Below are 20,693 nucleotides of genomic sequence, written 5' to 3'. Positions count from 1 at the left end.
CCGGCGCCCCCTCGCGGGGAACGCCGGCCCTGGATGCGCGGAGCGCGAGTGTCAGACGGTGACCTGGAGCTGGGAGACCTCGCCGAGGCGGGCCTCCACCGCGATGTCCTTGGTGACGCCGCCGCCCGCGATGATGCGGACGGTCCAGGAGCCGGGAGCGGCGAAGAAGCGGAAGACGCCCTCGTCGGACACGACCACCTCACCGGTGAACTCGCCGGAGTGGTCCAGCAGGCGGGCGTACGCGGTGCCCGTGCCGGTGACCACACCCTGGATGACGGCCTGCGTCGACAGGTCGATGCCCGCCGGCAGCGCGATGGTCTGTTCGGGTGCGGCGCACCCCTGGACGGTGGTCATCGGGCCTCCCCTAGCTCGATCGGCACGCCCACGAGCGAGCCGTACTCGGTCCACGAACCGTCGTAGTTCTTCACGTTCGGCTGCCCGAGGATCTCGTGCAGCACGAACCAGGTGTGCGCGGAGCGCTCACCGATGCGGCAGTAGGCGATGGTGTCCTTGTCGAAGTCGACGCCGGCCTCGCCGTAGAGCGTGCGCAGCTCGTCGTCGGAGCGGAAGGTGCCGTCGTCGTTGGCCGCCTTGGACCACGGGATGTTGCGCGCGGTCGGAATGTGGCCACCTCGCTGCGCGGCCTCCTGCGGCAGGTGGGCCGGAGCCAGGAGCTTGCCGGTGAACTCGTCGGGCGAGCGCACGTCGACCAGGTTGAGCTTGCCGATCGCGGCGACCACGTCGTCGCGGAAGGCGCGCAGCGTGAGGTCCTGGTCCTGGGCGGTGTACTGCGTCGCGGGACGCGCGGGCACGTCCTTGACCAGCTCGCGGGAGTCCAGCTCCCACTTCTTGCGGCCGCCGTCGAGCAGGCGGACGTTCTGGTGACCGTAGAGCTTGAAGTACCAGTACGCGTACGCGGCGAACCAGTTGTTGTTGCCACCGTAGAGGACCACGGTGTCGTCGTTGCCGATGCCCCGAGCCGACAGAAGGGCCTGGAAGCCCTCACGGTCCACGAAGTCGCGGCGGACCGGGTCCTGCAGGTCGTTCTTCCAGTCGATCTTCACGGCGCCACGGATGTGGCCCTTGTCATAGGCGCTGGCGTCCTCGTCGACTTCGACGAGCACGACGCCAGGAGTGTCGAGGTTGGCCTCGACCCAGTCGGCGTCCACCAGTACGGCGGAGCGGCTCATTAGGGAACCTCCCGTTTATCGGGTTGCGGCGGGCATTAGACGGCGGATGATCAAGTACATTTCGCAGCCCAGACAGAAGCCGAAGGCGGCGTTGAGGAAGGCGGCGAGCAGCGCCGCGGCGGTCGCGCCGAGCGCGAGCGCCGGGGCCTGCGCGGCGAACCCGGCCAGCGCGGCGAGCGCGAAGACCAGCCCGACCCCCTGCGCGAAGCGAGGCGGGGCGGCATCTTCCATCTCCGCCGGCGGACCGAGCCTCGGCCGCACCAACCGTCTGAAGACCAGCCCGTACGGCGACACCCCGGCCAGACCGAGAGCGAACAGCAGGCCCTGGACCAGCAGCAGCCACGCGTTGCCCGTGAGCAGGACCAGAGCCAGAATGACCGTCGTGACGGCCGCGGAGAACCGCGTGCTTCTGGGATCCACCTGCATGGCGAGACGCTCCTGAAGGATCGTGCCGGAGACGCTAAGATCGGGCACTGTTCAGATCGGTGCGGCGGAAGGCCGCGAGATCGCCCTCAGGCCATGCGACAGAGCGCGGTGGCGACGCGGCAGAAATCAACCGCGCGCCGCTTCGTCAGCAGCTCTGTCGTGGGTGTCATGTGCACGACAGTACTCGCCGTCTCGCCATCTGTCACGTCGCGTCCGTTTCATGAGACGCGGTGAAACCGAGGGCGGCGATCACGTCCACCTTGCGAGGTTGACCCGACGCCTTCTTGACCACCCTGCCCTCGTGATCGAGGACGAGCACCGTGGGGGTGCGCATGACGTCGAACCGGCGCACCAGGTCCAGCCGGGACTCGGCGTCGATCTCGACGTGCCGCACCCCGGGCACCATGCCGCAGACCTCCGACAGCACGCGCCGGGTGGCCCGGCAGGGCTGGCAGAAGGCGCTGGAGAACTGCACGAGCGTGGCGCGTTCGCCCAGCTCGGCGCCGAGGTCACCCGCCGCCACCACGTCCATGTCGCTCCTCACGGCGCGCACCGCGCCACCGCGCCGCCGCATCGTCACCCCGACGATGAGACCGGCGGCGAGCGTCGCGCACAGCACCAGCAGACCTGTCATCGACGGTGCCAACATCGGCCCCCGGTGCGCCATTCCCGCCCCAGCGGCCCGCTCTCTCCGCGCGCCGGCCGCGGGTGCCAGGACCGCGCGGCCGGCGCTGCGATCAGGGGGGACGCGGGTGGGCGGCGCAGGGGGTCGAGGTGCCGCCGGTCGGGGCGCCGCGCTCCGGGGCAGGGGGCGGCACCCCACCTCAGGGGGCCGTACGGGATGGACGGCGCCCCGTCCGCAGGAGTAATGGACGCCCCAAACCCGGTCTCAACCAGCCCGCATCCGAGCGGGAGGCTAGGGAAGCGACAGCAGGCGCCTGCCGCTGGACTCGCGGATCTCGAAGCCGCGGATGCGGTCCACGGTCAGCTCGGTGTGTCCGGTGAAGGTGGCCGGCCCGCCCTGGTAGTCGGCTTGGCCGATGGTCCAGCTCCCCGCCGGGGAGACGGTGCCGTCGGACCCGAGGGCGCTGACCCGGCAGGAGGTGCCGTCCGGCACTCCGGTGATGGACACCTCGACCGTCGTCCCCTCGCTCCCGGGGATCATCAGGATCTTCGCGTGCACCTGGTCCGTGCCGCCCTCCATGGGGACGCCGACGCGCGCGCTCTCCGTGTTCGGCGCGGCGGGGGTGGCCGGGGCGTCCTTCAGCATGGGTTGCTCGGCCGCGGAGGGGACGGGCGTGGCGGCGAACATGCGACCGGCGCCGTCCTGCTGCCCGCGCCTGGCGGGGTCCGAGGCCGGCCGGCTCACGCTGGGGGCGCTCGCGGCGGTCACGGTCCCTTCGTGGGGCCGGCCGACGACGACCCAGGCCGTGCCGCCGACGACGACCGCGACCAGCGACGCGGCCAGGCCGAGCAGCAGCCGGTGGGCGCGGCGGCGCCGGGCGGAGGCGGCGACCAGGCGGTCGAGGACGGCCTGCGGCGGGCTGGCCGCCTGCTCGATGTCCTGCTCCGAGACGCGGGCGAGCATCGCGGTGACCCCGCTCAGCTCGTCGAACTCCGCGCGACATTCAGGGCATGTCACCAGATGAGCCTCGACGAGCACGGCCTCGTCCGGCTCCAGCCCGCCCAGCATGTGGGCGGCCAGCGACATCCTCACGTCCTCACAGGCGCTCATGGCGCGAGCCCCCGTTCTTCGAGCGCGAGCTTCAGGGCGCGCAGCGCGTAGTACGTGCGCGACTTGACGGTGCCGGGCGGGATGCCCAGCGCCTCGGCGGCCTCCTTGACCGACCGCCCGCGGTAGTAGGTCTCCAGCAGCACCTCGCGGTGCTCGGGCCGCAGGGTCGCGATGGCGTCGGCCACCCCCCACGACTCCACGGCGCGTTCGAGCTCGTCGTCGGCCGGCAGGACGGCGAGGGCCTCGTCGCCGGTCTCCTGCGGCCGGGACCGGCGGGCGCGCGCGTGGTCGACGACCAGGTTGCGGGCGACGGTGAACAACCACGCCCGTACGGGGCGGTCGGCCAGCACGTCAGGGTGCTTCCACGCCCGCAAAAGCGTCTCCTGTACCACGTCCTCCGCCTTGCCCGGATCGCCCGTCAGCCGCAACACGTAACCGTAGAGTGACCCGGCGTGCTCGTCGAAAAGCGTTCGAATCAGCTGCTCGTCGGCGGTTCCGGCGGGACTCACATCCTCATGACGTACGGCGGCCCGCTGTGGTTCAGCCACGCAACGGCACGTCCGTCGCCGTGCCCTCGACCGCGAGACCCTCGGGCGTCGAGCGCACCTTCTCGATCTTCAGGTTGAGCGGCAGGTTCTTGACGGGCACGGTGAAGCTGAGCAGGCGGCTGGCGTTCGGCACCTGGATGCCGTTGACGTTCTCCGGGGTGAGCCGGACGCCGCCCTGGACCACCTCGATCTTCATCTTGGCCGTGACCGGGATGGCGATGCCCGCGACGGTGACCTTGCCGGTGACCTGGAGGCTGTCGTCGCCGTTGCCGGCCACGCGCAACCCGCGCGGCGCCCGCTCGTCCAGGGTCTGCCGGGCGATCACCACGGTGCCGGTGACCTTGTCGGCCGTCACGCTCGCGGTGGCGGAGTTCTGGATGAGGTCCATCAGGGGGGCGCGGACGTCGTGCAGAACGGCGTCGATGCGCGCGATGCGCGCCCCGTCGGGCAGGGTCATCTTGCCGATCGAGACGGTGACCTCCTCGTACCGGCCGGCGACGGCCTGGGTGAGGAAGGGGATGCCGTTCACCTTGACGGCCGGGGGCTGGGCGAGGTCGTACTTCGCCGCCACCTGGCGGGCCACCTCGCTCTCGACGCCGGCGACCGCGACACGGTCGAGCACGGCGAGCAGGACCCCCAGGAAGATGAGGAAAACGATCAGCTTGCGCATCCGGCTCCTTCGGGGTCAATCTGCACCAGACTATCTGCGCGCCGCCCTCATTCCCCCGCCTTCACCGGCGAAACGGCCTACCACCACGACCGCCCGCCCCCACAGCTCGGCCGCATGGGGCCGGTCGCCGTCGGCGGGCGTCGGTGACGGTGGGTGACCGGCCGGGCGGCCATCCGCGCGCGAACCCCGGAATCGGCCCGGGGCCGCTCTCGCGGCTACCCGCCGGCGAACGGCGGCAGGACCTCCACGGTCGCGCCGTCGGGGAGCTCGACCACGTGCGGGTCGCGGGTGCCCGCCGGAGCGCCGTCGACGAGGAACGACGAGCGGCCGAGCACGCGCGTTAGGTCGGGATTTTCATGTTTTGATGTGATTTGCACCACCAAGTCGCCAAGCGTTACCGCCTCGAACGGCTCCTCCGCCACCCCGGCGGCCTCCTTCGCCGCGGCCCAGTAGCGCACCAATCCTCGTGCCATCAGCGCCCTCTCCCTGCTCACCACTTCGCACCGCCGATGCTTCGATCACTCACCGCGAGGGAATGGTTACGGTTATTTCCCGCGTGATGGATCGTTCACCAGATGGACCGCCCTATGGACGCTCCTTTCCTGTGGGCTATCCTCACGTACTGACGGGACCTGGGCGACGTAGCCCCCGGGTCCTTTACGTGTTTGTACGGCTACCGCCGTTACAACGCGGGGAGGAGGCGAACGCGGTGAGTGAGCGAAGCCGTGCCGCCCGGCCCCCGATCAGCCTCTGGATTAGGAGGTGCTGTGAGTAACCTGCTCCTGCTCACGAACGCTCTGGAACCCTCGGCGGAGGTCCTGCCCGCGCTGGGGTTGCTGCTCCACTCGGTGCGGGTCGCCCCCGCAGAGGCGTCCGCCCTGATCGACGCCCCGCCCGCCGACGCCGTGCTGGTCGACGCGCGCAGGGAACTCGTGCACGCCAAGAGCCTGTGCCGCCTCCTGCGCACGACCGGAATCGACTGCCCGCTCATGGTGATCGTCACCGAGGGCGGCCTGGCCGCGATGACCGCCGAATGGGGCGCCGACGACGTCCTGCTCGACACGGCCGGTCCCGCGGAGGTCGAGGCCCGCCTCAGGCTGGCCGTCGGCCGGCTCTCGATCGCCGCCACCGACGAGGTGCCCGACGAGATCCGCAGCGGCGACCTGTCGATCGACGAGGCCACCTACACCGCGCGGCTGCGCAGCCGCGCGCTGGACCTCACCTTCAAGGAGTTCGAGCTCCTGAAGTACCTCGCCCAGCACCCCGGCCGGGTGTTCACCCGCGCCCAACTGCTGCAGGAGGTCTGGGGGTACGACTACTTCGGCGGCACCCGCACGGTGGACGTCCACGTCCGGCGCCTGCGCGCCAAGCTCGGCGCCGAGTACGAGTCGCTGATCGGCACCGTCCGCAACGTCGGCTACCGCTTCGTGCCCGACCGCGGCGGCGAGCAGGCCGACGACCGCGAGCCCGCGCCCGCGCACCACTGACGCCGCTCCCGCGACGGGCCGCCGACGACGCCGGCCCCGCGCCGGCACGCGCCGCCGCCCCTGTTCGTCACGCCGTCCACAGGCCTGGCGCCTGATCAATGGCGTGACGGCCTTGGGTGACGCCTGATCAGCGGGGTGTCACGCCTGTTCCGCTTCCTCATGCCCGAGAGGCACGTCCCCGGGGGCGGACCCGCGGGGACGTGCCCGGTCACCAGAGGCTCAGCCGGCGACCGTGATGCGGTTCAGCGCCGGCGGGGCGATCGGCGAGTGCGCGCCCAGGTAGGCCACGAACGCGTCGATGTCCAGCGGGCCGCTCCACAGGTCGGTGCCGTCCTTGAAGACCGAGAACCCGTCACCGCCGCCGACCAGGAAGTTGTTGGCCGCGACCCTGATCGTCTGGGTGTCCGTCACCGGCGTGCCGTTGATCTTGACGTCCGACACCCGCGAGCCGATCGGCTGCGAGAGGTTCATCGTGTAGGTCAGGGACGCCGACGGCTGCAGGATGCGCACCGTCGCCCCGCCGCTCTGCCACTGCTGCTCCAGCAGCGCGTCCAGCTTGGCCCCGGTCAGCGTCACGACCTGCATGAGGTTGTTGAACGGCTGCACGGTGAACGCCTCGCCGTAGGTCACCACGCCGTTGCCCTCTGACCCGCTCTGGGCATAGGTCAGGTCGGCCCGCACGCCGCCCGGGTTCATCAGCGCGATCTCGGCGTTGCCGCCCGTCTTGGTCGCCTCGAGCTGGCCGTCGGCGATGACGTCGCCGAGCGCGGTCTCACCGGAGGGGCCGGCGGCGCGGGTGAGGTCGGCGGTGATGCCGCCGATCGCCTTGTTCGCGACCGTGGAGACCCGGTCCTTCCAGGTCTGCACGAACTGCGAGATCTCGGGGTCGGCGGTGACGTCCCGGGTGACGACGTGGTTGTCGGCGACCACGGAGGAGCGCACGACGTCGCCGGTCTTCTTGTCCACACTGAAGTCGATCGTGGTCAGCACGCGGCCGAACGACGAGCCCTGGGTGTAGAAGCGGTCGTTGCCGGCCGGGTCCTTGGTCTTGCAGATGTACGCCTGGTGCGAGTGGCCCATGACCACCAGGTCGACGTCCGCGCTGAGGCCCTGGGCGATGCGGGTGCCGGCGCCCGGGGTGACCGGGCAGGCGTCCGGGCTCTGGTTCGGGGCGATCGAGTCGCCCTCGTGGACCAGCGCCACGATGGCCTTCACGCCGGCCCGCTTGAGCAGCGCGGCCGCGCGGTTGCCGGAGGCGACCTCCTCGTCGAACTTCAGGCCCGCGATGCCCGAGGCGGTGACGATCGACGGCGTGGTCTGGGTGACCAGGCCGATGAAGCCGACCTTGACGCCGTTGATCTTCTTGACGGCGACCGGCGGCAGGGCGTACCGGTCGTTGTCCTGCTTCAGGACGTTGGCCGCGAGGTACTCGTACTTGGCGCCCTTCCATCTGCCGGCCGGGGAGCAGCCGTCGGTGGGGTGGCAGCCGCCGTTCTGGATGCGCTTGAGCTCGGTGATGCCCTCGTCGAACTCGTGGTTGCCGACGGAGGAGACCTTCAGCCCGAGCTTGCCGAGCAGTTCGACGGTCGGCTCGTCATGGTAGGCGGCGGAGATCAGCGGCGAGGCGCCGATCAGGTCGCCGGCGGCGACGACCGTGGAGTGGTCGTTGACCAGCGACTTGAGGTGGGTCGCCAGGTAGGCGGCGCCACCCGCCGGGACCGAGACCCCGCTCTCGTTGACGATGGCGCCGCCGGAGCCGGTCGGGGGCTCCATGTTGCCGTGGAAGTCGTTGATCGAGATGAGCCGGACGGGAACCGTGACCGGGGGCTTCGGGGGCTTGGGGTGCGCCGAGGCGGGGCCGGCGGCGAACGCGAGACCGGTGGCCGCGACGATGCCGGCGACCGCGATCCGCGTGAACGATCGTGAGCTCATAAGTCACGAGGTTAGAGAGGCAACCTCAGCGCGAAACGACGCCGAGGTAACGATTCACCCTACGACTTCGTGACATGTCCCCCCCGTTTAAAGTCGGTACATGAATGCGCGCGTGGACATCCGGGAGCGGCTCGCCGAGCAGGAGGTGGCCGCGGTGGTCGCCCTGGTCGACGCCGCCACCGACGCCGACTCCGTCCGTCCCCTCAACGAACACGTCATGCTCCACCTGCGCTACGGCGGTGATCCGGGCGCCAAGGCGGTGCTCCTGTACGACGGGGACACGCTGGCCGGCTTCGCCCACATCGACCCGACCGACCCCGTCGAGGGGCCGAGCGGCGAGCTGGTCGTCCACCCCGCCCACCGGCGCAAGGGCCTCGGACGGCGGCTGACCGAGGTCGCCCTGGCCCAGAGCGACGGCCGGCTGCGCCTGTGGGCCCACGGCGACCAGCCCGAAGCCGAACGGCTGGCCACCTCCCTCGGCTTCACCCGGGTGCGTTCGCTGTGGCAGATGCGCCGTTCGCTGTTCGCGCCGCTCCCCGGCGCCGACCTGCCCCCGGGGGTGCGGCTGCGCACGTTCGAGCCCGGCTCGGACGAGAAGGCATGGCTGGAGGTCAACGCCCGCGCCTTCGCCCACCACCCCGAGCAGGGGTCGTGGACGATCGAGGACCTGCGGCGCCGCGAGCAGGAGCCGTGGTTCGACCCGGCCGGCTTCTTCCTCGCCGTGCGCGACGCGGCGGACGACCGGCAGGGCGCGACGGACGACCGGCAGGACGGGGTGAAGAGCCGGCAGGGCGCGGGGGAGGGCGCGCCCGTGACGGGGGACGGATCGCGGCTGGTCGGGTTCCACTGGACCAAGGTGCACGGCGACGACGACCACGACGCGCCGCACGGCCACAACGCCATCGGCGAGGTGTACGTCGTCGGGGTCGACCCCTCCGAGCAGGGCGGCGGCCTCGGCCGCACGCTCACCCTGGCCGGCCTCACCCACCTGCGCTCGCGCGGGCTCCCCCAGGTGATGCTCTACGTCGACGAGGACAACACCTCCGCCATCCGCCTGTACGAGTCCCTCGGCTTCACCCGGTGGGACGTCGACGTCATGTACCGCCACATCTGACCTCCGCCGGGCCGGTGGCAGGTCCGAACGTTGTCACCGGCCCGCGGAACACCCCGTGAGGTGTCATTTGACACACCTCGCGGCCGAGCCGACAGTCACGCTTGGAGGCGCGCGCACACCCCCGGCGCGTGCCCGCCCCGCCGCCGACAAGCACAGCGAGGCAACGACGTGAACAGTCTCAGCTCCGGAGGGCCCGGCACGTTCTGGTCCCTGCTCGGCCGCATCGAGCGCGAATCCCTCCACGCCATCGGCTGGGTCAGGGAACTGGCCCCCCGCGAGACCCTCGGCGACCGCGACGCCCTGCCCGACAGCGTCACCGTCCTGCTCGACGGCTACGCCAAGGAGCTGTACGGCTCCGCCGACGGCGACGAGGCCATCATCGAGATCTTCGGCCCCGGCCACCTGGAGGGGGAGCTGGCCCTGTGGGACTGGCCCCACCGCGGCCGCATCGAGACCCTGACCGCCGTGCGCGCGCTGCACGTGCCCAAGGACAAATTCGTCAACTTCCTGGCCGAGGAGCTGTCCGCGGGGGCGGCGCTGATGAAGAGCCTCGGCCACCGCCGCGTCCTGGCCGCCCGGCGCCGGGCCCCCGGCGCCGCCGTGCGCGCGCCCGCCAAGATCGCCCTGCACCTCATCGAGCTGGCGCTGCGCTTCGGGCGGCCGGTCGGGGCGGGCCTCGCCATCGGGCCGCCGCTCACCCAGTCCGACCTGGCCAGCTTCGCCGGCGTCGACCGCATCGCCGTCGCCCGCGCCTTCCACGTGTGGCGGCCCAAGGGCGCCCGCGCCACCTGCGCCCACCCGCACGCCGACATCATCGAACAGCACGGGTCCACGATCACCGTCAAGGACATGGACGCCCTGCGCGGCGCGGCCGGCGCCTGGGCCGCCGAGTGGGACTCCCCCCTGGCCTCCCCCGGCGGCCCCACCGGCCGCGCGGCGTCCAAGCGGCAGCTTCCCGCCCTGCGCATCCCGGCGACCGGCAGCGGCCCGGCGCAGCTCCCGCCGGAGGTGCCCTGCTTCACCGGCAGGGAGACCGCGCTGAAGTTCCTCCACACGCTGGTCGCCGAGGCCAACCGCCCGCGGGCGGTCATCGTCGAGGGCATGGCGGGGGTCGGCAAGTCCGCCCTGGCCACCTCGTGGGGCCACTCGGTCAAAGACGAGCACTTCAGCGGCGGGCAGCTGTACCTGGACCTGCACGGCACCGCCACGCGGCCGCTCACCGTCGCCGAGGCCGCCGGGCAGCTCCTGCGCGGCCTCGGCCTCGGCGGCCGCCAGATGCCCGTGGAGGAGACCGAACTGCTGGCCGCCTACCACCGGCGCCTGGCCGACCGGCGGCTGCTGATCGTCCTGGACAACGCCGGCGAGGACCCCGAGGTGGTCCGCGCGCTCATCCCGCCCTCCAACCGCTGCCTCATGCTCGTCACCACCCAGGCCGGGCTCGCCGGCCGTCCCGGCCTCACCCCCGCCGACGGCGTCGAGCCGCTCCAGCTGGACGTCCTGCCCGAGGACGAGGCGATCCAGCTCGTCGCCGCCGTCCTCGGCCCCGGCGACTCCCGGGTCCGCGAGAACCCCTCCGACGCCACCCGGCTCGTCCGGCAGTGCGCCATGCTCCCCCTCGCGCTGCGCATCACCGCCGCCAAGCTGGTGGAGAACCCCCGGGAGCAGATCGCCGACACCATCCGCGACCTGGACGGGCAGGACCGGCTGTCCAAGCTGGCCCGCGAGGACGAGCCGCGCGCCGCCGTGCGGCCGGCGTTCGAGGTGTCCTACCGGGCGCTCTCCCCCGAACTGCGGCGCACCTTCCGCTACCTGGGCCTCATGACCGGCCCGGACGTCGGCGCCGAGGCCTGCGCCTCCCTGCTGGACGACGCGGTGCCCGACACCCGGCGCCGCCTGAGGGCTCTCACCCGCCTCCACCTGATCACCGCGACCGGCGCCGAGCGCCCGGGCGGCGAGCGGTTCGTCGTCCACGAGCTGCTGCGGGCCTTCGCGAGGGAACGCGTCCTGCTGGAGGACGGCGAGACCGAACGCGCCGGCGCCGTCCGGCGGCTGCTCACCCACTACCTCGCCTCCGCCATGCGCGCCGGAGACGCGCTCGGCCGGCCGCGTCGCGTCCTGCACGACCGCGCCGTCCCGCCCCCGGCCACCTCCGACACCGAACGCGAGCCGCACCTGCGCTGGTTCGAGATCGAACGCTCCAACCTCGTCGCCGCCGTCCACCAGGCCGTCAAGCACGGCCTGCACTCCTACGCCTTCAACCTCGCCGACGCGGTGTTCGACTTCATGACCTCGCGCGGCTACGTCCGCGACCTCATCGACGTGCACAAGGCCGGGTTCGCCTCGGCCCAGGCCGTGGACGAGTGGCCCGCGACCGCCCAGATGCTCCACCACCTGGCCATCGCCCACCGCACCATCGGCCAGAACGTCAAGGCGCTCAGCTACGGCGAGGACGCGCGGTGGGGGTTCAAACGGCTCGGCGACAGCCTCGGCGAGGCGAACGCCCTGGACAACCTCGCCGACGTGCGCGGCGTGCTCGGCCGCTACCGCCTGGCCATCGAGCACTCCGAGGAGGCCCTGCGCCTGCACCGCGTCGCCGACAACAGCGGCGGCGAGGCCGAGGCGCTGGACACCATCTCGCAGAACCTGCGCCGCCTCGGCGAGTACGCCGGCGCCGAGGAGTACGCGCTGCGCGCCCTGGCCATCAGGAAGGCCATCGAGGACCGGGCCGGCGAGGCCGAGACGCTGCTCAACCTGGCCCGCCTCTACTACTACTGGGGCGCGCCGCGCCAGGCCGCCCTCCACGGCCTTGAGTCGCTGGCCCTGCGCGTCGACCTGGGCGACGAGCCGCAGTGCGCCGACGCCTACCGCGAGCTGGCCCGCATCCACCGCCAGCTCGGCCTGCGCGGCATCGCCCGCCACGACGCCGCCCAGGCCCTGCGCATCTGCCGGGCCAGCGGCGACCGCCACGGCGAGGGCGAGGCGCTCATCGTCCTGGGCAAGCTCCTGCGCGACGAGGGCGCCCACGCCGAGGCGCTGTCACGCCTCTGGTACGCCGTGCGGCTCGCCCAGGAGATCGGCCACCGGCGCGGCGAGGCCGAGGCCCGGGCCGCCATCGGGCTGGTGTACTTCAAGCTCGGCCGCTACGCCGAGTCGCGCGAGCACCTCAACCTCGCCCTGGAGATCCGCAGGGAGATCGCCGACCGCGCCGGGGAGGCGCAGGACCTGGAGAACCTCAACCGCACCCTGCGCAGGCTGGCCCGGTACGAGGACGCCGTGCAGAACGGCCTGCACGCGCTGCACCTGTGGCGCGAGCTCGACGTCCGCACCGGCGAGGCGCGCGCGCTCGGCGGCCTGGCGCGCACCTACGTCCGGCTCGGCCGCTCCCAGGAGGCGCTGCGGACCGCCGAGGCGTCGCTGTCCATCCGCCAGCGCGACGGGAACGGCACGGGGCTCGGCCTGGACACCATGGCCCGCGTCCTGCTGCGCACCGGCCAGCCCGAGCAGGCCCTGGACAAGGCCGTGCGCGCCATCAGGGAGATCCGCGAGACCGGCGACCGGCAGTACGAGGGGGCCGCGGTCAACAACCTGGCGCGCGTCTTCCTCGCCCTCGGCCGGGCCGACGAGGCCGAGACCTACGCCAGGCAGGCGCTCGACATCGTCAAGGAGGTGGGAGACCTGTGGGAACAGGCCGCCTGCCGGCACACCCTCGGACTGGTCGCGCAGCGCCGCGGCGACCACGCCGAGGCTCTGCGCGACCTCGCGGAGAACCTGCGCCTGCACCGCGAGACCGGCAACCACTCGGGCCAGGTGGAGGCCCTGCGCGCGCTGCGCCTGTCCCACCAGGCCATCGGCAACGTCCGCGAGGTGGAGGAGTGCGACCAGCGCATCCAGAACATCCAGCGCTGGCTCGGCGGCGCGTGATCCACGCCCGCCCGCGCTACTCGACGACCCAGTGGAGCAGGAAGTACGACAACGCGGCCACGAACGCGGCGGCGGGGATCGTCAGCACCCACGCCGTGACGATGTTGCCGGCGACGCCCCACCGCACGGCCGACAGCCGCTTGGTCGCGCCGACGCCCATGATGGCGCTGGTGATCGTGTGGGTGGTGGAGATGGGCGCCTTGGCGGCGATGGCCATCGTATAGAGCACGACCGAGGCCGCGGACTCGGCCGCGAACCCCTGCGCCGGGGTCAGGTGGATGATGCGGCGGCCCAGCGTCCGCATGATGCGCCAGCCGCCCGAGTAGGTGCCGAGCGAGATCGCGGCGGCGGCGGCCAGGATCACCCACTGCGGGATCGGGTCGTTGATCGCCAGGAACCCGCCGGTGTAGAGGGCGAGGAAGATGACGCCCATCGTCTTCTGCGCGTCCTGAAGGCCATGGCCGAGCGCCATGGCGGCCGCCGACACCGTCTGGGCGTACCGGAACCCCTTGCTCGTCCGGTGCGGGTTGGACCGGCGGAAGATCCACAGGATGGCGATCATGATGATCGCGCCCAGGAGGAACCCGACGAACGGCGACAGGATCATCGGGATGACGACCTTCTGCACCACGCCGTCCCAGTGGACCACGCTGGAGGCCGCCAGCGCCGAACCCACCAGCCCGCCGATCAGGCCGTGGCTGCTCGACGAGGGCAGGCCGAAGTACCAGGTGATGAGGTTCCAGGTGATCGCGCCGATCAGACCGGCGCCGACGACGACCAGACCGTGCGTCCCCGTCGGCGGCTCGATGATGCCCGTCCCGACGGTTCTCGCCACTTCCGTACTGATGTGGGCGCCGACGAAGTTCATGGCGGCGGCCATGAACAGCGCGGCCCGGGGGGTCAGAGCGCGGGTCGAGACCGAGGTCGCGATCGCGTTCGCGGCGTCATGGAAACCGTTGGTGTAGTCGAACACCAGCGCGATGACGATGACGCCGATGACAAGTGCTAGCTCCACTTAGCTTTCCTTGACCGCGATCGACTCGATCGTGTTCGCCACGTGCTCGAAGGCGTCGGCGGCCATTTCCAACTGGTCGATGACCTCCTTCATCTTCATGACGGTGAGCGCGTCGTACTCACCGCCGAAGAGCTTGGCGAGCAGGCGTCGATAGACCTGGTCCGCCTGATTCTCCAGCCGGTTGATCTCGATCCAGTACTCGTTGAGGTTGTTCATGCCGCGCAGGCGCGGCATGGCCTCAGCGGTCAGCTCGGCCGCGCGTTCGAGCACCTCGACCTGGCGGACGACCTCCTTGGGCAGGTGGTCGATCTGGTAGAGGCCGATCAGATCGGCGGCGGCCTCCATGTAGTCCATCACGTCGTCGAGATTCGACGCGAGACGATAGATGTCCTCGCGGTCGAACGGCGTGATGAAGCTCTCGTTGAGACGGTTCATGATCGCGTGAGTACGCTCGTCGCCCGCGTGCTCGCAGGCACGCATCTTCTCGGCCAGGGTCTCCCGGTCCGAGCCGTCGCTGATGATCTCCACCAGCAGACGGGATGCGGTGACGAGATTGTTCGCCGAGTCGGCGAACAAGTCGTAGTAGCTGTCCTCACGAGGCGTGAGACGCAGGCGCACGTCGTTCTCCAGATGTGCGGGGACGGTCCGCAGAGAAGAGTAAGGGGTACCGGCTGAAATGCGAAGTTCGTGACATGCACTCCCCGTTGTAACCTTCCCTTCCCCTGGGCGTTGCCCTCCGTTCGCCCGTTCACACCGGTAGATCGCAACTTCCCCCCAGAACGTTCCACCGGCCCCCGCCTTCCCTCCACGAAAGACCGATCTCCCCTTCTCCACGAAAGATCGATCACACCTTCCGTCCGGGCCCTGCGGAAGATCCCATCAGACCTCCGCCTACTGGGAAGGGTCCGATCAGACCCCCGCCCACCGGAAAGGGTCCCATCAGACCCCCGCCCACAAGGGAGAGTCCGGACACCGCTCCTCCACCGGAAAGGGTCCGATCACACCCTCGTCCGGTGGAAGTTCATGAACGACCTGCTCGGCGTCGGACCCCGCTGCCCCTGATAGCGCGACCCGTACTTGGCACTGCCGTACGGGTGCTCCGCCGGGGAGCTGAGCCGGAACATGCACAGCTGACCGATCTTCATCCCCGGCCACAGCTTGATCGGCAGCGTGGCCACGTTCGACAGCTCCAAGGTGACATGCCCCTCGAACCCCGGGTCGATGAACCCCGCCGTCGAGTGCGTCAACAGCCCAAGGCGCCCCAGACTCGACTTCCCCTCCAGCCGGCTCGCGATGTCGTCCGGCAGGCCGATCACCTCGTAGGTCGACGCCAGGACGAACTCCCCCGGATGCAGGATGAACGGCTCCTCCCCGTCCGGCTCCACGAGCCGCGTCAGCTCCGGCTGCTCGACCGCGGGATCGATATGGGGATAACGGTGGTTCTCGAACACCCGGAAGTACCGATCGAGGCGCACGTCGATGCTCGACGGCTGGATCATCACCATGTCCAGCGGATCGATCTTGACCCGCCCTGACTCGATCTCGCCCCGGATATCACGATCGGATAGCAGCACCTCAGCAACCTACCAACCCACCCGCCACCCCCAAGGCCCCTCCACACCAACTCACCCCACACGAGGGGAGGTGGCACGCCCCAAGTTCCGCTAGAGTTAGGTCCGTCGTCAGCTACTGATCGACGCGGGTGTAGTTCAATGGCAGAACATCAGCTTCCCAAGCTGACAGCGCGGGTTCGATTCCCGTCACCCGCTCCACGTACTGAGGCCCAGGTCAGAGGATGAATCCCGACCCGGGCCTTGATCGTTTGTAGAGCCATTTCGATCTTCCGTGCAATTAGCGTGCAATTAGCCCACGGGCGCCAGCACCCCAGCCGGCCCATCCTCGCCCTCGTCATCCTGGCCGCTGATGTGCTTGTCGATCGCATCCGTGATCGTCTTGTCCGCACCCCGCACGGCGTGCTGATAGATCATCGCCGCCCTGACGTTGTCGTGGCCCATCCTCGCCATCAGATCCTTGAGCCCCGCACCCGACTCCGCCGCGATCATGTTTCCGGTGTGCCGGAGATCGTGGACGTGAAGACCTTCCGCCCCTATGGCCCGCACGGCTTCCCGCCAGGAGGCGAGCCGATTGAACCCACTCCGCCGCAGCGGACCCCCCTTGATCCCGGAGAAGACGAGCGCGTCAGGTTCCGCCTTCACGAACGTCGCCAGGTGTTCCCGGAGCGCCGGGATGATCGCTTGCGGAATGCCGACGACGCGACGGCCGGCCTTGGACTTCGGCGGCCCGAGCACCAGCGGCCCCGTTGAGCGTTCGACGTAAGCCGCGCGGACTCGCACCGTGCCCGCCCTCAGATCGATGTCGCTACGCGTCAGCGCGATGATCTCGCCCCATCGCAGACTCGCAAAGGTCGCCAGCAGCACGAAGGCCCGGAACCGCCGATCGTGCGTGAAATCGGCCTGCCCCTTGTCGACCAACGCCCAATGCGCCCGCTCCGCTTCGGCCCGAGTGGCGAAGGTCTCGGGATAGCTCCGCATCTCGCCATGGCGCTGGAATCGGAGCCGGTAACCCTTGCCGTTCGCGAGCCCCCGGACGTTGCCCACCGGCCGGCGCCCCACTCGGTCAGCCAGCTCGAAGACCTGCCCCACGGCGAGCACGGGGCGTTCCTCCGCATGCTCGTCACCGGCCCCGCGGATCCGGCACGGGTTGCGTTGAAGGATGTGATCCTCTTCGACCGCCGTCATGAGGACCGCCCGTAACAACCGGTATGCCTTCGCAGCCACCGAGACCGAGACACCCTTGCCGAGCAAATCGGCACGCCACTGCCGAACCATGGCCGTGGACAGCTTGCCGAGCGCGACACCGCCCAGGTACGGCGTGATGTGCTTCTTGAGCAGCCACCGGTAAAGGTCGACGGTTCGGGGGCGCAGCCCGGGACGCTGCCCGATCCAGGTCTCTGCGTACGCCTGAAGCTTGACCTTGCCGCGTTCGGGGTCGGTCCATTCACCCGAGATGATCTGTGCCTCGATCAGGGTGAGCGCCCGTTCGGCATCGCCCTTGCGCTCGTACGTCTCGGGAGCCGTACATCTACGACCATCCGGCGCGAGATAACTCGCCTGGTAGCGCCCGGAGGGAAGCTGACGGATATTGCCGAAGCGCCGATGATTCGGCTTATTGCCCTTGGCCATCAGGCCACGCTCCTTGTCACGTTCTGAGCCGTCAGCGGCGCGACGGTGCCGGCGACGACGTAGGCGATCAGGGCGGACTCTCTGATGCGGACGTGACGGCCGATCTTCACGAACTCGATGCGTCGTTCCGCGATCAGGCGACGTACGAAGCGGACGGAGGTATGCAGATGATCGGCCGCTTCCTGGACGGTGAGAAGTTGATCCATCTGGCCGCCCTCCCTCATGCCGCCGGCTGAGTTGCCGAAAGGTCGTGTCCGTACGCTTCGGCCTGGAGACGCTGCATCGTCGCGCGCCAGCGTTGGCGTTCGGCGACCGAGCGCAGCAACCGCATGGCGAGCGGAGGAACGTTGGCGTCGCCGTTGGGGACGGGGCGCCAGATGTAGCGGTCGGGGTCGGTGGCCGCCTGGTCGCCGTCAAGGCCGAGCGCTTCCAGGACCCAGGTACGGCGATCTTGCTTGTGTTCGGTCAGGGTCTTGTTCGACCACTTGCGCGAGACCAGGACGCGGCGGCCCGCGTAGCCGAGGTGTTCGGGCTTGTGCGCCTTGCCCTTGCAGCCGCCCGGTCGCATGCCTGCTTTCGCGCTCTTGGGCTGGACGCCGTAGCGCAGCCAGTTCGGGCACGTCGGCGAGCACGGCTCGAAGCGCAGTGCTTCGGCCATCCGCGCGGCGTGGTCGCGTTGTGCGGGGTTGTCGGGGTCGAGGGTGTCGCCGATGGACTTGGTCAGGTACTTGGACAGGTAGCGGATGCACTGGTCGGCGTCAGGGGTGCCGGCGAGCACGCCTTGTACGTCGACCTGGGTACCGAAGCGGATCACGTGCAGCGGTTCGGCGTCCTCGTCCGTCCCGAGTTGGTCGAGTGCTTCATCCCAGGTGGGCAGGATCTCCCCGGTCGCGGGGTCGAGGTAGTCGCCGGCCCGCTCGTCCTCGTCGGCCTGGTCGTGTTCGACCCACACAGGCAGATGCTCGCCCTCGAAGACGACCCGGTCAGCCTTGGGCCACCACACCTGGTGGTAGGTGGCCGCCGCAATGGCCTTGATCTCCGCGCGAGGAAGGGTGCCCCGTACGGCCATGTGCAGGTGCGGAGCGAGCCGCTTCTGTGGCTCGACGCTCGCGAAATACTGCACGTCATAGCCCGCCACACGGCGAAGGTTCTGCACGAACCGATCCACCAGCTTGGAGAAGTGCAGCGCGTCCCGAGCAGCCCGCCGGTAGTCATAGCCGTCGGGGTCGACCGGCGCCCCGTTGTTCACCCGCCCGTACGACGGCAGGGTCAGGGTGACGAACAGCGACGGCCGGTAGACCTTGCCATCCGAGGCGGTGAACGTCCGACCCAGGGTGGTGTTCTGTCGTGCCCGTTTGGGCAGGTCGGGAGCATCCTGCCGCCGCCGCGTCGACCGCTTGCGCCTATGAGCCATACGGCCGAGGACGCCGCCGCGCATGCCCGAGATGTTGATCTCGGTGTCCAACTCGGCGATGGCCGCGTCCAGGTGCTCGACCGGTTCGCCGGCCGCCGCAGCCTGGTCACGCTGCACCTGCACATCGGCCCGGAATCCGACCAGCCACTGTTGATCCGCATCCGGCACATCCGGGGTGATGACGGGTTCGGCTTCCAGGTGCCAGCCCTCGCGGCATTGCGCCATCCGCAGGTGCCGGTTCCGCTTCGCGCACGAGGGACACTTGCTCGCCAGCGTCGCCCCGCACGGGACATCGATGATCTCTGTCTTGCCGGTCTGGGTGTCGATCCGCTTGAGCGGGATGGGCCGGATGCACACACCGTGCTGGACGGCGACCGCCTCGACCACATCGCGCGCCAGCGGTTGAGCCATCTGCACCGCCCGAGGCGTCTTCCGATCGGTCACGCCACCTCCCCGGATTCGGGGACGCACAACGCGCTCTGACCGCATTCACGGCACTCGACCATCCCCCGCACCGGGTCGTGCCACAGGGCGTTGAGCGTGCCGCAGATCGAGCAGCGCAGCCCATCGAGGAAGTGCGCCAGCATCATCGGCCCTCCCCCGCTCCTGCGAACTCGGCGACCATGGCGCGGATGTCGGAGTCGGAGACGAAGGCCGCCCGGACCCGCACCGGATCGGGGTCGGCTTCCAGCCGGACATAGCCGATGCCGGCACCACGTGCGGGGTCGGGCGAGATCTGGTCGGCCATCGCACCCCGGTCCCGGGCGCCGTCGCCCAAGACCATGTCGACCTGTTCGGACTCGTCCAGCCGTAGCGCGATCTTGTCGGGGAACAGGTTGCGGATGTTCATGACCTCCTTGCGCGGATCCTGAAGCGCCGCCATGACGCCGACACCGACGGCACGGCCTTGCGTGGTCAAGGTGGCAAGAGCACTGGTGATGCGCTGGCGAAGGCCCTTGTCCGATTGGTAGGCGGTCAGGAACGCCACCTCATCCACGAGCATCAGGACGAACGGGTCATCAACGGTCGGAGTGTGCGAGCGGCGCAGGCCGGCGTACCGGTCGGCGCGTTCCTGCATCACCTTCACCGCCGCCTCTAATAAGTCGGCGCACTCAGCAGGAGGCGCGGCATACCGGGGACCGAACAGCGCCCGCCCATAGGACAGTTCCATTCGCTTGGGATCCAGCGCCCACAGCTCGACCAGCCCGGCCGCCATCGCCGGAAGCAAGCCGCGGACTGTCGACCAGAGGTAAGAGCCTTTGCCAGCCCCGGTCGCGCCCGCGATCAGGACATGGGTTCCGTGAACCTTGAGCCGGTACGGAGAGCCGTCCTCACACATGCCGATCTCGACCGGTCCCACCGACGCCGTCTCAGGGATCGGCACGGCCGGTATGGGCACAGCCAGCGGATCACGACGCGGGAAGGTCAGCGTCAGCCGTCCCGCCCGCTCGACCGCCACCCGGCACGAAGTCGACCCGAAGCCGTGCGCCAAGTGCTCGATGCGGTCGGACCAGTCCTTGACCGCCTGCCCGGACAGCATCCGCACCGTGACCCGGTCGGCCCACGAGTCGCACTCGACCCTGACCAGGCGAGGGAGGTAGTCACGGCCCTTGAGGTGACGGCCGAGCCCAGAAACGACCATTACCGGTTGCCAGTGCCGCCAGTAGATCCAGAACCGGCGCCAGAACGCCAGCATCCGCCAGGAGATCCACCGCCTGAACGAGGCACGGTCAGCGGTGAACCAGCCCGCCAGGGACGAGGTCAAGACGACGAACGCGACGAGGACGGCAGGCCAGCCGAACAGCCGCCATAACAGGACCACGGCCGCCACGCAGGACACGGCGACCGGGTGAACGACGAGCAGCCGGACCAGACCGGCCAGGCAACGCCAGGCGAAAATGACGATCGTGATGATCGCGGGGGTCTGCACGACCGCCGGCCGGAACACGACCGCAGTGTCGGGAGTCGTGGAGACGAGATTGCGTGTCTCGTCCCCGGGGAGTCGCTTGAACATAAGCTTGGTGCCTCTCGTGATGTG

Annotated in this window: 21 protein-coding genes and 1 tRNA gene; 4 read left to right on the top strand and 18 right to left on the bottom strand. The window is 70.1% G+C overall.

Features of this window, described 5'->3' with window-relative positions; genetic code table 11:
• Positions 1-51 precede the first annotated feature (51 nt).
• The 9 genes from ACFQSB_RS06690 to ACFQSB_RS06650 form a co-directional block, all read right to left on the bottom strand.
• Complete coding sequence (locus ACFQSB_RS06690) at positions 52-354, bottom strand: DUF1416 domain-containing protein (RefSeq protein ID WP_354852272.1); 303 nt, start codon at positions 352-354, stop codon at positions 52-54.
• Positions 351-1,190, bottom strand: a complete 840-nt coding sequence (locus ACFQSB_RS06685) for a sulfurtransferase (RefSeq protein ID WP_354852270.1) — start codon at positions 1,188-1,190, stop codon at positions 351-353. The genes ACFQSB_RS06690 and ACFQSB_RS06685 overlap by 4 nt, the downstream gene beginning before the upstream one ends.
• 15 nt (positions 1,191-1,205) lie before the next feature.
• Positions 1,206-1,616, bottom strand: coding sequence for a DUF4395 domain-containing protein (locus ACFQSB_RS06680; RefSeq protein WP_380824949.1), 411 nt, complete (start codon positions 1,614-1,616; stop codon positions 1,206-1,208).
• A gap of 86 nt (positions 1,617-1,702) precedes the next feature.
• Positions 1,703-1,786: a putative leader peptide gene (locus ACFQSB_RS06675; protein WP_352231756.1), complete on the bottom strand. Its 84-nt coding sequence runs from the start codon at positions 1,784-1,786 to the stop codon at positions 1,703-1,705.
• Between the two features lie 32 nt (positions 1,787-1,818).
• Positions 1,819-2,190 carry a thioredoxin family protein gene (locus tag ACFQSB_RS06670; RefSeq protein WP_380825056.1) on the bottom strand — a complete coding sequence of 124 codons (372 nt, stop codon included), beginning with the start codon at positions 2,188-2,190 and terminating at the stop codon, positions 1,819-1,821.
• 342 nt (positions 2,191-2,532) lie between these two features.
• The gene (locus ACFQSB_RS06665) at positions 2,533-3,351 is read right to left on the bottom strand and encodes an anti-sigma factor family protein (RefSeq protein ID WP_380824948.1); all 819 of its coding nucleotides are present in this window, start codon (positions 3,349-3,351) and stop codon (positions 2,533-2,535) included.
• Positions 3,348-3,860 (bottom strand): sigma-70 family RNA polymerase sigma factor, encoded by a 513-nt coding sequence (locus ACFQSB_RS06660; protein ID WP_354852265.1) that lies wholly within the window; start codon positions 3,858-3,860, stop codon positions 3,348-3,350. The genes ACFQSB_RS06665 and ACFQSB_RS06660 overlap by 4 nt, the downstream gene beginning before the upstream one ends.
• Positions 3,861-3,891: 31 nt before the next feature.
• Positions 3,892-4,569, bottom strand: a complete 678-nt coding sequence (locus ACFQSB_RS06655) for an LmeA family phospholipid-binding protein (RefSeq protein WP_354852263.1) — start codon at positions 4,567-4,569, stop codon at positions 3,892-3,894.
• A 215-nt stretch (positions 4,570-4,784) separates the two neighbouring features.
• The gene (locus ACFQSB_RS06650; protein WP_354852262.1) at positions 4,785-5,042 is read right to left on the bottom strand and encodes a MoaD/ThiS family protein; all 258 of its coding nucleotides are present in this window, start codon (positions 5,040-5,042) and stop codon (positions 4,785-4,787) included.
• Between the two features lie 294 nt (positions 5,043-5,336).
• On the opposite strand from ACFQSB_RS06650, the gene ACFQSB_RS06645 reads away from it, so the two are divergent.
• A complete protein-coding gene (locus ACFQSB_RS06645) occupies positions 5,337-6,056 on the top strand; it encodes a response regulator transcription factor (protein WP_354852260.1) in 720 nt (239 codons plus the stop codon).
• Between the two features lie 219 nt (positions 6,057-6,275).
• On the opposite strand, the gene ACFQSB_RS06640 is transcribed toward ACFQSB_RS06645, so the two are convergent.
• The gene (locus ACFQSB_RS06640) at positions 6,276-7,988 is read right to left on the bottom strand and encodes a bifunctional metallophosphatase/5'-nucleotidase (RefSeq protein WP_380824946.1); all 1,713 of its coding nucleotides are present in this window, start codon (positions 7,986-7,988) and stop codon (positions 6,276-6,278) included.
• A 100-nt stretch (positions 7,989-8,088) separates the two neighbouring features.
• On the opposite strand from ACFQSB_RS06640, the gene mshD reads away from it, so the two are divergent.
• Together mshD and ACFQSB_RS06630 are read left to right on the top strand one after the other, a co-directional pair.
• The gene (gene mshD, locus ACFQSB_RS06635) at positions 8,089-9,102 is read left to right on the top strand and encodes a mycothiol synthase (protein ID WP_380824945.1); all 1,014 of its coding nucleotides are present in this window, start codon (positions 8,089-8,091) and stop codon (positions 9,100-9,102) included.
• Between the two features lie 168 nt (positions 9,103-9,270).
• Positions 9,271-13,023, top strand: coding sequence for a tetratricopeptide repeat protein (locus ACFQSB_RS06630; RefSeq protein ID WP_380824943.1), 3,753 nt, complete (start codon positions 9,271-9,273; stop codon positions 13,021-13,023).
• A gap of 16 nt (positions 13,024-13,039) precedes the next feature.
• Here the strand turns inward: ACFQSB_RS06630 and ACFQSB_RS06625 are convergent, their stop codons facing one another.
• The 3 genes from ACFQSB_RS06625 to dcd all read right to left on the bottom strand — a co-directional run bounded on the left by ACFQSB_RS06625 (position 13,040) and on the right by dcd (position 15,612).
• Positions 13,040-14,038, bottom strand: coding sequence for an inorganic phosphate transporter (locus ACFQSB_RS06625; RefSeq protein ID WP_380824942.1), 999 nt, complete (start codon positions 14,036-14,038; stop codon positions 13,040-13,042).
• On the bottom strand, positions 14,039-14,656 hold the full coding sequence (locus tag ACFQSB_RS06620; protein ID WP_354852251.1) for a DUF47 domain-containing protein: 618 nt from the start codon (positions 14,654-14,656) through the stop codon (positions 14,039-14,041).
• Positions 14,657-15,036: 380 nt separating this feature from the next.
• Positions 15,037-15,612 carry a dCTP deaminase gene (dcd, locus tag ACFQSB_RS06615; RefSeq protein WP_354852249.1) on the bottom strand — a complete coding sequence of 192 codons (576 nt, stop codon included), beginning with the start codon at positions 15,610-15,612 and terminating at the stop codon, positions 15,037-15,039.
• A 124-nt stretch (positions 15,613-15,736) separates the two neighbouring features.
• Here dcd and ACFQSB_RS06610 point away from each other — a divergent pair.
• Positions 15,737-15,810 (top strand) — tRNA-Gly (locus ACFQSB_RS06610).
• Between the two features lie 90 nt (positions 15,811-15,900).
• Here ACFQSB_RS06610 and ACFQSB_RS06605 read toward each other — a convergent pair.
• Genes ACFQSB_RS06605 through ACFQSB_RS06585 form a run of 5 tightly spaced genes read right to left on the bottom strand, consistent with a single transcriptional unit; the run spans position 15,901 to position 20,669 of the window.
• Entirely contained in the window at positions 15,901-17,241 is a 1,341-nt protein-coding gene (locus ACFQSB_RS06605; protein WP_380824940.1) for a tyrosine-type recombinase/integrase, read from the bottom strand.
• The gene (locus ACFQSB_RS06600) at positions 17,241-17,447 is read right to left on the bottom strand and encodes a helix-turn-helix domain-containing protein (RefSeq protein WP_380824938.1); all 207 of its coding nucleotides are present in this window, start codon (positions 17,445-17,447) and stop codon (positions 17,241-17,243) included. Before ACFQSB_RS06600 ends, ACFQSB_RS06605 begins: the two co-directional genes overlap by 1 nt.
• Before the next feature lie 14 nt (positions 17,448-17,461).
• Positions 17,462-19,144 carry a replication initiator gene (locus tag ACFQSB_RS06595; protein ID WP_380824936.1) on the bottom strand — a complete coding sequence of 561 codons (1,683 nt, stop codon included), beginning with the start codon at positions 19,142-19,144 and terminating at the stop codon, positions 17,462-17,464.
• The gene (locus tag ACFQSB_RS06590; protein ID WP_380824934.1) at positions 19,096-19,245 is read right to left on the bottom strand and encodes a hypothetical protein; all 150 of its coding nucleotides are present in this window, start codon (positions 19,243-19,245) and stop codon (positions 19,096-19,098) included. Before ACFQSB_RS06590 ends, ACFQSB_RS06595 begins: the two co-directional genes overlap by 49 nt.
• A complete protein-coding gene (locus ACFQSB_RS06585) occupies positions 19,242-20,669 on the bottom strand; it encodes an FtsK/SpoIIIE domain-containing protein (protein WP_380824933.1) in 1,428 nt (475 codons plus the stop codon). Before ACFQSB_RS06585 ends, ACFQSB_RS06590 begins: the two co-directional genes overlap by 4 nt.
• Between the last annotated feature and the right edge of the window lie 24 nt (positions 20,670-20,693).

It is taken from the genome of Sphaerisporangium rhizosphaerae (genome assembly GCF_042665155.1).
Taxonomy (GTDB): domain Bacteria; phylum Actinomycetota; class Actinomycetes; order Streptosporangiales; family Streptosporangiaceae; genus Sphaerisporangium; species Sphaerisporangium rhizosphaerae.
This window is presented reverse-complemented; position numbering and strand designations above follow the sequence as displayed.

Excerpts from the sequence above, each read along its gene's own strand:
- ACFQSB_RS06690 (WP_354852272.1), bottom strand. The coding sequence starts at position 354 with ATGACCACCGTCCAGGGGTGCGCCGCACCCGAACAGACCATCGCGCTG.
- ACFQSB_RS06685 (WP_354852270.1), bottom strand. The coding sequence starts at position 1,190 with ATGAGCCGCTCCGCCGTACTGGTGGACGCCGACTGGGTCGAGGCCAAC.
- ACFQSB_RS06680 (WP_380824949.1), bottom strand. The coding sequence starts at position 1,616 with ATGCAGGTGGATCCCAGAAGCACGCGGTTCTCCGCGGCCGTCACGACG.
- ACFQSB_RS06675 (WP_352231756.1), bottom strand. The coding sequence starts at position 1,786 with ATGACACCCACGACAGAGCTGCTGACGAAGCGGCGCGCGGTTGATTTC.
- ACFQSB_RS06670 (WP_380825056.1), bottom strand. The coding sequence starts at position 2,190 with ATGCGGCGGCGCGGTGGCGCGGTGCGCGCCGTGAGGAGCGACATGGAC.
- ACFQSB_RS06665 (WP_380824948.1), bottom strand. The coding sequence starts at position 3,351 with ATGAGCGCCTGTGAGGACGTGAGGATGTCGCTGGCCGCCCACATGCTG.
- ACFQSB_RS06655 (WP_354852263.1), bottom strand. The coding sequence starts at position 4,569 with ATGCGCAAGCTGATCGTTTTCCTCATCTTCCTGGGGGTCCTGCTCGCC.
- ACFQSB_RS06650 (WP_354852262.1), bottom strand. The coding sequence starts at position 5,042 with ATGGCACGAGGATTGGTGCGCTACTGGGCCGCGGCGAAGGAGGCCGCC.
- ACFQSB_RS06640 (WP_380824946.1), bottom strand. The coding sequence starts at position 7,988 with ATGAGCTCACGATCGTTCACGCGGATCGCGGTCGCCGGCATCGTCGCG.
- mshD (WP_380824945.1), top strand. The coding sequence starts at position 8,089 with ATGAATGCGCGCGTGGACATCCGGGAGCGGCTCGCCGAGCAGGAGGTG.
- ACFQSB_RS06605 (WP_380824940.1), bottom strand. The coding sequence starts at position 17,241 with ATGGCCAAGGGCAATAAGCCGAATCATCGGCGCTTCGGCAATATCCGT.
- ACFQSB_RS06600 (WP_380824938.1), bottom strand. The coding sequence starts at position 17,447 with ATGGATCAACTTCTCACCGTCCAGGAAGCGGCCGATCATCTGCATACC.
- ACFQSB_RS06595 (WP_380824936.1), bottom strand. The coding sequence starts at position 19,144 with ATGCGGTCAGAGCGCGTTGTGCGTCCCCGAATCCGGGGAGGTGGCGTG.
- ACFQSB_RS06590 (WP_380824934.1), bottom strand. The coding sequence starts at position 19,245 with ATGATGCTGGCGCACTTCCTCGATGGGCTGCGCTGCTCGATCTGCGGC.
- ACFQSB_RS06585 (WP_380824933.1), bottom strand. The coding sequence starts at position 20,669 with ATGTTCAAGCGACTCCCCGGGGACGAGACACGCAATCTCGTCTCCACG.